The organism is Massilia sp. W12 (genome assembly GCF_037300705.1).
Taxonomy (GTDB): Bacteria; Pseudomonadota; Gammaproteobacteria; order Burkholderiales; family Burkholderiaceae_D; genus JACPVY01.
The window spans coordinates 5679250-5689977 of record NZ_CP147776.1; the positions used below are offsets into that span (position 1 = coordinate 5679250).

General features: G+C 58.9%; 10 protein-coding genes. 7 read left to right on the forward strand and 3 right to left on the reverse strand.

Features of this window, described 5'->3' with window-relative positions:
* Positions 1–18 precede the first annotated feature (18 nt).
* From glmS to V8J88_RS23400, 7 genes are all read left to right on the forward strand, one after another.
* The gene (glmS, locus tag V8J88_RS23370; protein ID WP_338846689.1) at positions 19–1851 is read left to right on the forward strand and encodes a glutamine--fructose-6-phosphate transaminase (isomerizing); all 1833 of its coding nucleotides are present in this window, start codon (positions 19–21) and stop codon (positions 1849–1851) included.
* A 452-nt stretch (positions 1852–2303) separates the two neighbouring features.
* A complete protein-coding gene (locus V8J88_RS23375) occupies positions 2304–3251 on the forward strand; it encodes an MlaD family protein (protein WP_338846690.1) in 948 nt (315 codons plus the stop codon).
* The gene (locus V8J88_RS23380; protein WP_338846691.1) at positions 3248–3841 is read left to right on the forward strand and encodes an ABC-type transport auxiliary lipoprotein family protein; all 594 of its coding nucleotides are present in this window, start codon (positions 3248–3250) and stop codon (positions 3839–3841) included. The genes V8J88_RS23375 and V8J88_RS23380 overlap by 4 nt, the downstream gene beginning before the upstream one ends.
* A 6-nt stretch (positions 3842–3847) precedes the next feature.
* Positions 3848–5008, forward strand: a complete 1161-nt coding sequence (locus tag V8J88_RS23385) for a VanZ family protein (RefSeq protein WP_338846692.1) — start codon at positions 3848–3850, stop codon at positions 5006–5008.
* Positions 5009–5126: 118 nt separating this feature from the next.
* Entirely contained in the window at positions 5127–5444 is a 318-nt protein-coding gene (locus tag V8J88_RS23390; protein ID WP_338846693.1) for an NAD(P)H-dependent oxidoreductase subunit E, read from the forward strand.
* Positions 5445–5447: 3 nt separating this feature from the next.
* Positions 5448–6074, forward strand: coding sequence for an alpha/beta hydrolase (locus tag V8J88_RS23395; RefSeq protein WP_338846694.1), 627 nt, complete (start codon positions 5448–5450; stop codon positions 6072–6074).
* 8 nt (positions 6075–6082) lie between these two features.
* Complete coding sequence (locus V8J88_RS23400; protein ID WP_338846695.1) at positions 6083–7219, forward strand: D-alanyl-D-alanine carboxypeptidase family protein; 1137 nt, start codon at positions 6083–6085, stop codon at positions 7217–7219.
* A 29-nt stretch (positions 7220–7248) separates the two neighbouring features.
* On the opposite strand, the gene V8J88_RS23405 is transcribed toward V8J88_RS23400, so the two are convergent.
* The 3 genes from V8J88_RS23405 to V8J88_RS23415 form a co-directional block, all read right to left on the reverse strand.
* On the reverse strand, positions 7249–8004 hold the full coding sequence (locus V8J88_RS23405) for a DUF2807 domain-containing protein (RefSeq protein WP_338846696.1): 756 nt from the start codon (positions 8002–8004) through the stop codon (positions 7249–7251).
* 18 nt (positions 8005–8022) lie between these two features.
* On the reverse strand, positions 8023–8220 hold the full coding sequence (locus V8J88_RS23410; protein WP_338846698.1) for a hypothetical protein: 198 nt from the start codon (positions 8218–8220) through the stop codon (positions 8023–8025).
* A 145-nt stretch (positions 8221–8365) separates the two neighbouring features.
* Positions 8366–10615: an ATP-binding protein gene (locus tag V8J88_RS23415; RefSeq protein ID WP_338846699.1), complete on the reverse strand. Its 2250-nt coding sequence runs from the start codon at positions 10613–10615 to the stop codon at positions 8366–8368.
* Positions 10616–10728: the final 113 nt, after the last annotated feature.

The following is a 10728-nucleotide window of genomic DNA, read 5'->3' on the forward strand; positions in this document are numbered from 1 at the left end:
CTCAACAGGAGAACCCCCATGTGCGGCATCGTCGGCGCGGTAGCGCAAAGAAACATCACCCCGATTTTGTTGGAAGGCTTAAAGCGCCTGGAATATCGCGGTTACGATTCCTGTGGCGTGGCGCTGCACATGAATGGCCGCCTGCACCGCTCGCGCTCGACCTCGCGCGTAGCCGATTTGCAAGCCCAGGCCGGCGAATTGGATGGCTTCACCGGCATTGCGCACACCCGCTGGGCCACGCATGGCGCGCCGGCCTCGCACAATGCGCACCCGCATTTCTCGCCGAACGAAAACACCCCGGACAGCGCGCGCATTGCCCTGGTGCACAACGGCATTATTGAAAACCACGAACAATTGCGCGACGAATTAAAAGGCTTAGGCTATGTGTTCCAAAGCCAAACTGACTCCGAAGTGATTGCGCATCTGGTGGAACATTATTACCAGGGCGATTTGTTTGAAGCGGTGCAGCAGGCGGTGAAACGTCTGCATGGCGCGTTTGCGATTGCCGTGTTTTGCCGCGACGAACCGCACCGCGTGATCGGCGCGCGCCAAGGCTCGCCGCTGATCGTCGGCGTTGGCCAGGGTGAAAACTTCCTCGCTTCCGATGCCATGGCCTTAGCCGGCATCACCGACCAGATTATTTATCTGGAAGAGGGCGATGTGGTCGATTTGCAATTGCAAAAATGCTGGATCGTCGATCACGCCGGCCGCCGCGTTGAGCGCGAAGTGAAAACCGTGCATGCGCACACCGGCGCCGCCGAACTCGGCCCGTATCGTCACTTCATGCAAAAAGAAATCTTCGAGCAACCGCGCGCCATCGGCGACACGCTGGAAGGCGTGGTGGGGCTGACTCCGGAATTATTCGGCGACAAGGCCGAAGCCTGTTTCAAAGAAATTGATTCGCTCTTGATTTTGGCCTGCGGCACCAGCTATTACGCCGGGCTGACCGCCAAATACTGGATTGAATCCATCGCCAAAATCCCGGTGGCGGTGGAAATCGCCAGCGAATACCGCTACCGCGACAGCGTGCCGAACCCGCGCAGCCTGGTGGTGACCATTTCGCAAAGCGGCGAAACCGCCGACACCTTAGCCGCCTTGCGCCATGCGCGTGGGCAAGGCATGCCGCACACCCTGACCATTTGCAATGTCTCCACCAGCGCCATGGTGCGCGAATGCGTGCACGCCTACATCACGCGCGCCGGCGTGGAAGTCGGCGTGGCCTCGACCAAGGCCTTCACTACCCAATTAGCCGCGCTGTTCCTGCTGGCCCTGTCCCTGGCCAAGGTGCGTGGTCGCCTGAGCGCGGAGGAAGAGGCCGAACATATGCGCGCCATGCGCCACCTGCCGCTGGCGATTTCCGCCGTGCTGGCCTTGGAGCCGCAAATCATCGCCTGGGCCGAAGAATTTGCGCGCAAAGAAAACGCGCTGTTCCTGGGCCGTGGCCTGCACTACCCGATCGCGCTGGAAGGCGCGCTCAAGCTGAAGGAAATCTCCTACATCCACGCCGAAGCCTACCCGGCCGGCGAACTGAAACACGGCCCGCTGGCCCTGGTGACGGAAGAAATGCCGGTGGTGACGATTGCGCCGAACGACCAATTGCTGGAAAAACTGAAATCGAATATGCAAGAAGTGCGCGCGCGCGGCGGCCAGTTGTATGTGTTCGCCGACGTCGATTCCCACATCAGCTCCGGCGAAGGCCTGCATGTGATCCGCATGCCGGAACACTATGGCGCACTATCGCCGATTTTGCATACCGTTTCGCTGCAATTGCTGGCATATCACACCGCCCTGGCGCGCGGGACGGATGTGGATAAGCCGAGGAATTTGGCGAAGTCGGTGACGGTGGAGTGAGCTGAGATATATGGCGATGGCGGCAGTTGCTTGTCAAAAATTCTTTGATGGCGCAACAGAGTTCAGAGCGAGTAGCTGCTCTTTGCTGTCTTGAATAAGGGCTCCCCATTGCCTCTCTGCGGTTTTGCATGCCGGTCAAGCAGTAAGCGGCAAATCCAAGTCGGGCGCAGGCGCGGAATAGTGCCGGTAAGTTACGAGGATTCAGTTTGGCAGCCAACCGCAGCTCCCCTGCGACGATGGCAATGCATGCAAGGGGCTTGCAGAGGCCCGCCGAATTGGCAAGATGCTGTGCTGCGGGACGCAGCATCTCGGTTCAACCAAGACGCGATTCCACTCGCATGGCTGATTTGCGCCATCCCGCCAAAAAACACCTTCCCCCAAACATATCCCCCGGCTTTTAAGGCGCAGTGCAGGTACAATGCGGCTACCACATTCGCTTCAATCTTGCTTTCATGGAAAACAAATCTCATGCGCTGATCACGGGTTTATTCACCCTGATCCTGCTCGCTGCCGCTGTGGCGGGCGGGGTTTGGTTTAATCGCGACCGCAGCGAGCGCATTCCTTATCTGCTGGCCTCGAACCAGGCGCTGTCGGGCTTGAATCCGCAAGCGCCGGTGCGTTATCGCGGTTTGATGGTGGGACGGGTGAAACAGATCCGCTTTGATCCCGACAAAGCCGGCCAGCTCTTGATTGAAATCGGTGTCAATCCTGACACCCCGATCACCGCTTCCACCTTCGCCACCCTGGGCTATCAGGGCGTGACCGGGCTGGCTTTTATCCAGCTCGATGACGATGGCAGCAAGCCGCAGCGTTTAAGCAGCAGCGTCGCACAGATGACGCGCCTGCCGCTGCGCCCCGGCACGTTCCAGATGCTGGAGCTGCATGCAAAACAGATTTTGTTGCAAAGCGAAGAATTGGTGCGCCGCTCAAATATGCTGCTGGCGCAGGAAAATCAGCAAAAAATCATCGGCACAATCGAGAAATTCGGCCGCGTCGCCGAGCGCCTGGAAGCAGTGCCGGGCCAATTGCAACCTACCCTGGAGCGCCTGCCGCCGCTGGCCGATAGCGCGCGCGCCAGCTTGCAATCGGTGCAGGCGCTGGCGCAGGATGCGCGCGCGCTGACGCAAAATCTCAACCGCGTGGCCGCCCAGGCCCAGGGTGAAAATGGTTTGATGCAACAGGCCGGCCAGGGCTTACAGCAAATCAAAAGCATCGGCGCCGAGCTGGAAACGGAAACCCTGCCGCGTCTGCATGCGGTAGGCGATGAGTCGCGCCACACGCTGCGCCAACTCAATAAGAGCGTGCAACAATTCAATGAGCGCCCGCAAAGCCTGCTGTTCGGCCCGGCGCCAATTCCGCCCGGCCCTGGCGAAGCCGGCTTCATTCCGCCCAAACCATGATTCTTTCCCACTTTTTTACCCGCTTCGCGCTGTGCTGCTGTGTCTTGCTGACAGCCTGCGCCGCACCGCGCCCGCAGCCTGCGGCCTATGATTTCGGCGCGCTGCCGGCCACTGCGCCGCTGACTTTGCCCGGAGTCTGGAAAATCGCTGAGGTCAGCGCCCCGCCCGCCCTCGATACGCCATATCTGTTTTACCGCCTGTCCTACGCCGAGCGCTTGCAGGCCAAACCGTATGCGGAAAGCCGCTGGAGTATGACGCCGGCGCAATTATTGAGCCAGCGCGTGCGCGCGCAATTGGCCGCCGCCGGGGTGAAAATCGCCACTGAAGGGGTGCAAACTGATTTGAGCCTGCGCCTGGAGCTGGAAGAATTTGTGCAAGACTTCAGCAGCCCGCAAGCCAGCACCGCCCGCCTGCGCTGGCGCGCCAGCATTGTGCAAGGGCGGCAGCTGCTGGCGCAACGCGTGTTCAGTCACGAAGTCGCCGCCGGCGCGCAAGCGCAGGATGGCGCGCGCGCCCTGGCGCAGACGGCGGATCTGGCGATTGCCGCGCTGCAAAGCTGGTTGCAACAACACGCCCCGGCGCAGAGGTAAACGCAGATGCAGGCAGTGCAGCGCCACCGTCCGCCGCCGCAGGCTTCGCCGATGGCGCGCATCTATCTCTTGCTGTATCTGGCCTTGATTGTGTACGCCAGCCTGTATCCCTGGAGCGCCTGGCGCGAGCCGAATGCGCCCTTGCTGTCCTGGCTGGTGTGGCGCATGCCGCGCTATTGGACCTGGTTTGATTTGCTGGCGAATATCATCGCGTATATGCCCCTGGGCACACTCGGCGTGTTTGCGCTGTATCCGCGAGTGCAGCGCTGGCCCGCCCTGCTCCTGGCGCTGGCCCTCGGCGCGCTCTTGTCGGGCGGGATTGAAAGCGCGCAATCCTGGCTGCCGACGCGCGTACCCTCGATTTTGGATTGGTGGGCGAATCTGGCCGGCAGCCTGCTCGGGGCCGCGCTGGGCTGGTGGCAAACCCGCGCTTTTCTCGACCACGGCTACTTGCATCTGATGCGCAAACGCTGGTTTATTCCCAGCGCCAGCCGGGGTTTGCTGGCCGCCGGCTTGTGGCCGCTGGCGCAGTTGCAGCCGCAAGCCTATCTGTTCGGCCACGGCCAATTCATGCCGGTGCTGTCTGATTTGCTGTCCGATCTGCTGGATATGCCGATTGATTTGCTGTCTTTCACGCCGTATGGCGGCCAATTTGACATCGCGCAATATTGGCTGGCGGAAACTGTCATGTGCGCCTGCGGCCTGGCCGGCGCGGTGCTGAGCATGAGCTGGCTGATGCGCCCGGCAGCGCCGCGCTGGCGTTTGCTGGCGCTGTTGCTGGCGGCCTGCCTGGGTGTGAAAACCTTTTCCAGCGCGCTGGTGTTCACGCCGGAACACGCGCTGCTGTGGCTGACGCCGGGGGCGCAAGGCGGCTTATTGCTGGGCGGTTTGATGCTGGCCGGTCTCTTACAGACGCCGCCCGGGGTGCAACGCCGTTTGGCCGCGCTGTGTCTGTTATTGGCGCTGGCGACGGCCAATCTGACCCCGCTCAACCCCTATTTCAGCGCCAGCTTGCAAACCTGGGCCAAGGGCCAGTTCATTAATTTCAATGGCGCAGCGCAAATTCTGGCGCTGAGCTGGCCGCTGCTGGCGGTATGGTGTGTCTGGCATCCCTCGCACGATGCGCCGCCGGCGCCATCCACTGCGCCGCAGGATGGCGCGCACTGAAAGCGCGTCTGTGCGGCATCAGGCCAAGTCCGCTATCATTTCGCTTTTATTCAGGAAGCAGGAAGCCCGCTGGCCTCCGTTTGCTTCCTTTTACACATTAACCGGGCAGGATGCGCAAATGAGCGACACTTCTTATTATCAAAAGCATGTATTTTTTTGCATGAACAAGCGCGAAGACGGGCGCGAATGCTGCATGGACAAGGGGGCGCAAGCAGCGCAGCAACATGCCAAAAAGCGCATCAAGGAAATGAATTTGAATGGCGAGGGCAAGATCCGCATCAATCAAGCCGGCTGCCTCGACCGTTGCGAACTCGGCCCGGTGCTGGTGGTGTATCCGGAAGCCACCTGGTACACCTATGTGGACAATAGCGATATTGATGAAATCATCGACAGCCATCTGGTCGGCGGCCAGGTGGTGGAGCGCTTGAAAGTGTAAGCCATGAGCACGCAAAAATTCATGCTGGCAGGCGGCGCGGGGCAACTCGAATGCGCGCTGAATCTGCCTAAAAACCCGCCGCGCGGCATCGCCCTGATCGCGCACCCGCATCCGCTGTACGGCGGCACCATGGATAACAAGGTGATTTACACCTTATCGCGCACTTTTCTGGCGCTGGATTATATTGCGGTGCGCATGAATTTCCGTGGCGTCGGCGCTTCTGAAGGCGAGCATGACCATGCGCGCGGCGAGACCGACGATATGTACACGCTGATGCTGCATATGCGCGAACAATACCCGGATTTGCCGCTGGCGCTGGCCGGATTTTCGTTTGGCACGGTGGTGCAGGCGGAACTCCATAAGCGTCTGCTGGCCGAAGGCCGTGCGGTGCAGCGCATGGTGTTTGTCGGCACGGCGGCGATCAAATGGCACATCCCCGAAGTGCCGCAAAACACCATCGTGATCCACGGCGAGCACGATGAAACAATTCCGCTGACCGATGTGTTTGACTGGGCCAGGCCGCAAGAGCTGCCGGTCTGGGTGATTCCCGGCGCGGATCATTTTTTCCACCGCAAATTGCAATTTATTCGCAGTCTGGTTACGCAAATGTGGGACGGTCCCATTCTTTAAGAGGATTTATGAAACGTTTTTTTGCAATACTCATCAGCGTGTTTACGCTGGGTGCGCAGGCGCAAAGCCTGCCGCCGCCGACCCTGGCAGCCAAATCCTGGATTTTGTATGACGCCAGCAGCCAGCAGGTGATCGCCAGCCAGGAAGCGGAAATGCGGATTGAACCGGCGTCACTGACCAAGATCATGACCGCCTATCTGACATTTTCCGCTTTGAAAGACAAAAAGCTGGATTTGCATCAAAAGGTGAATGTCTCGCTGAACGCCTGGCGCGTTGACCCCAGCAGCTCGAAGATGTTTATCGACCCCAAGGTGCCGGTGTCAATCAATGATTTGCTGCACGGTCTGATGATTCAATCAGGCAATGACGCCGCAGTCGCGCTGGCGGAAGCGGTGGCCGGCGATGAAGCCAGTTTTGTGGTGTTGATGAATAAGGAAGCTGAGCGCATGGGTTTGAAGGCGACCCATTTCGCCAATCCGCACGGCTTGCCGCACCGCGATAATTATTCCACCGCCAGCGATCTGGCGCGTCTGGCGTATCGTGTGATTCATGATTATCCCGATTTCTACAAAATCGACTCGATCAAGAGCTTCACCTATAACAAAATCACCCAACCCAACCGCAACCGCCTGTTGTGGCTGGACCCCAGCGTGGACGGCATGAAAACCGGCCATACCGAAGCGGCAGGTTATTGCATGATCGCCTCGGCCAAACGCAAGAGCGGCGAAAACGAGCGGCGTTTGATTTCGGTGGTGCTGGGCACAAGCTCGGATGCGGTGCGCACCCAGGAGAGCCAAAAACTGTTGAACTGGGGCTTCCAGAATTTTGAAACCCTGCGCCTGTACAGCAAGGGTCAATCGGTGCAGGAACCGGACATCTGGAAAGGGGAAAAGAACAAAATCAAAATCGGCTTCGCCAACGATGTCATGGTGACGGTGCCCAAGGGCATGAATAAAATGACCCCGGTACTGGAACGCAAAGACCCGCTGGTGGCGCCAATCGCCAACGGCGCCAAAGTCGGCGTCATGAAGATGATGGTGGACGGCAAGCCCATGATGGAATTGCCGGTGGTGGCGCTGGAAGGCGTCAACCAGGCCGGCATCATGGGCCGGGCCTGGGATTCGATGCGTTTGTGGTTTAAATAATCAGATAAGAGGCGCGGAAATTCCGCGCCTCACTTCCAACTGAGCTTACCCGCGCCGCTCACCGCGCTGGAACGGGTGGCCGGTTCGCCATAAATCACGGCGGAGCCAACCCCGGAAACCGCCACGCTGGCGCTTTGTTTGGCGGTTACGCTGGCTTTGCTGGTTCCGGATAATTTCAGCTTCAGGTTTTGCGCCTCAAGCTGCTGCGCATCCAGTGCGCCGACGCCGCTTAATTCCACTTCCAGATCGCGGCTCTTGCCCTTCATGTCGGTGGAACCGGCGCCGCTCATTTTGACTTCGGTGTGCTCCGCCTCTTTCACATCCAGATTGACTTTGCTGACCCCGGACAGCATCAGTTTGACATGCTTGTACGCGCCATTGAAACTCACATTGCCGGCCCCGCTGACATCAAGCTTGATTTTCTCGCCGCTGAAACCGCTCGCATTGGTTGAGCCTATGCCCCGGTTTTTCAAAACGTCCAAATGCGGTAAGACCAATTCGGCGCGCATCTCAGGGCCCTTGCCGATATGCACGGTGCTGCGGTTTTTGATTTTCAATGAATCGCCATCCTGCTGCACCACAAAATCCGCCATGTATTTCTGATCTGCATACAGCGTCAAACCGGGTGTGGCGCCCTGTTTCAAGGTCAAAGCGATCACGCCATCCACCTCAACTTGCCGCACTTTGGCCTCGACCTGACGCTTTTCACTGACCTCCTGCGCCTGCGCCGTCAATCCGGTGCAGCACAGGGAAACACTGACAGCCGTGGCGAAAATCTTTTTCATGCTTTTTCCTTTTCAGAATCAGGGTTGGCGGCGGCCCACGATGACAACGGTTTGCACCGGCGCATCACTGAGCACTGCGGTATTGGCAGACGCGCTTTCTGTACGGGAGGCGATGCCAGGTTCGGTCACGCCTTGCTCCGGTTTGGCCCAGGCCAGCGAGCAGCAGACCAGCGCAGCGCTGAGAAACACAGCTTCCATATGTTTGGCGAAATTCATGACAGCCTCCATCAGGACAGAAAAGTTTGCGATGGAGTCACTGTAGCCACAGGCCGGCGCAGGCGCCGCCGGAATGCGATAAAGCGCAATAATGCCGGGACGAATTGCAATTTCGCCGCCTCAAATGGCGCCGCAACAGCCAGCCTCAACGCGCCCGCGCCTCGGCTGGCGCCAGGGCCGGCGCGCACAAGGGCAGGCGCAGCACAAAGCGTGCGCCCTGCCCCGGCTCGCTGTGCAAAACGATGCTGCCGCCCAGCACTTCAGTCACCAGGTTGTACACCACATGCATGCCCAGACCGATGCCGCCCTGGCCGATACGGGTGCTGAAAAACGGCTCGAACACGCGCGCCTGATATTCCGGCGGAATGCCGCAGCCATTGTCAGCAAACACGATTTCCACCGTTTCACTATCCAATTTACGGCAACTCAAGCGCATCTCGCCGCTGGCGCGCCCTTCAAACGCATGCTGCAAAGCGTTTGCGATGAAATGGCTGATGGCTTGCGAAATCGGGCCGGGATAACTGTACATATGGATGTTTTCCTGCAAGTCGAGCTGCATCGCGATTTCTCTTTCGCGGTATTGCGGCGCATTGGTGGTGACAATTTCCTCCAGCACCTGGCGCAAATCAAATTCGCGCGCCTGATTGCTGGCCTGATCCACCGCCACCTGCTTGAAACTGGCCACCAATTGCCCGGCCCGGCCCAGGCTTTGCAATAAAACCCCGGCTTGTTGCGCGCTGTTGAGCAAAAAACCTTCCAACTCGCTTTTGCGGATGCGGCGCTGGCCGATGTCTGCGCTGAATTCACGCGTTTCACTGGCGATGCCTGCCGCCATTTGCATGCCCAGCTCAATCGGTTGCGCCAATTCCTGCGCCACCGCCGCCACCAGGGAGCCCAGCGCCGCCATTTTTTCCGCTTGCACCAGATCTCTTTGCATGCCGGTCAAACTTTGCAGAGTATGTCCCAATTCAAGATTGGTTTGCTCCAGGCGCTGGGTGCGCATTCTGACGCGCATTTCCAATTGCTGATTCAATTCGCGGATTTCTTCTTCAATCTGATATTGGCGCGTGACATCGCGCGGCGAAAACAGCACCATGCGCCGCCCATCAGCCTCCAGCAGGCGCGAAGAAAGCAGGCAGCGCAATGGCTGTCCGCTCTTGTGCAGCAACAGGGCGTCCATTCTGTCCACCACCCATTCGCGGTGCAAGATGTCAAGGTAATGCTGGCGCTCGGCCTGGCTTTGCCAGAACGCCAGCGGCGTATTGCCCAGCAAATCCTGACGCTGATAGCCGAATTGCTCCAAAAACACTTGATTGATTTCGACAAACTGGTCATTTTCCAGATTCAGCAAAGCCAGCGGCAGAGGAGAACGCTGGAATAATTGAATGAATTTATCTTCGCTTTCCCGCAAATTGCGCTGATTCCGTTGCAAACGCCGCACATGCCAGCGCAAATACCAGGTCAGCGCGCCGAGCAGGCAGGCAATCACGCCGGCGAACAAAATGCGGTCGCGGCTGCGCGTCTGCCACGGCGCCAGAATTTTTTCCAAATCACGCCCATACACCATGGTGATGGGAAAATCCGGCGCTTTGCGCCAGGTGTAGAGACGGGCTTTTTCATCATCGAGAAAATCCGGATCGGAAAAAATGCCTTCCTGCGCCTCGCCTTCAAACTGGGCCAGCGCCGGCGCGCCGCGCAAATCGCGATCCACATAGCGCGCTTCAAACGGCGAGCGGACGATGATAAAACCCTGATTCGCAATCAAGGCCACTGCCGCATCATTGTTTTTCGCAGCGCGCGCATACACCGCGCCAAAGTAGGCGATGCGCACATCGGCGCTGATGATGCCCAGCCATTTGCCATTCAAATCAAACAAATGGCGCGACAAGGGCGTCACCCACTGGCTGTCATAACGGCTGGGATAAGGATGGCCGATCACACTGTCTTGAAAATCGGGACGCAAGAGCAGAAATTTGATATCCGGGCGCTGACTGACGTCATTGCTGTGCGCCGGATAGTCCAGCGAAGTAACCCAGGCCTGCCCCTGCCGGTCAATGAATTGCAAAGCCTTGATCGCGCCATGATCCAGCAAGCGCTTGTGCGCCAGGCGGCGCAAAAAATCCTCGTCCTGGCTGGCCCCCGGCGGGGCCTGTTGCGCCATTTGCGCCAGCGACAGCAATTTGCGTTCAGCTTCCTGCAGGGTTTGGGTGGCGTGCTCTTGCAACAGGCGCACTGCAACCAGGCCATTGCCGCGCTCGGTTTCCAGGGTCAACTTGCGATCCTGCGCAATCGCCCACCAGGTTTGCAACACAATCGCAGCCAGCGTCAGGCAAAAGAACAAGCCCAGATAAAGTCCGGCATTGCGGTGCAGCGGGGAGGAGCTGTCTGAAGCCATGTCGATTCCATTTGCGGCGCATGTAATCGATTATAAAGGCCCTTGCGCGGCAAGCAAGCGGGGGCGACATTGAATATGGAATTGCCCGCAATCTGCCTGCCCGATAGAATAAG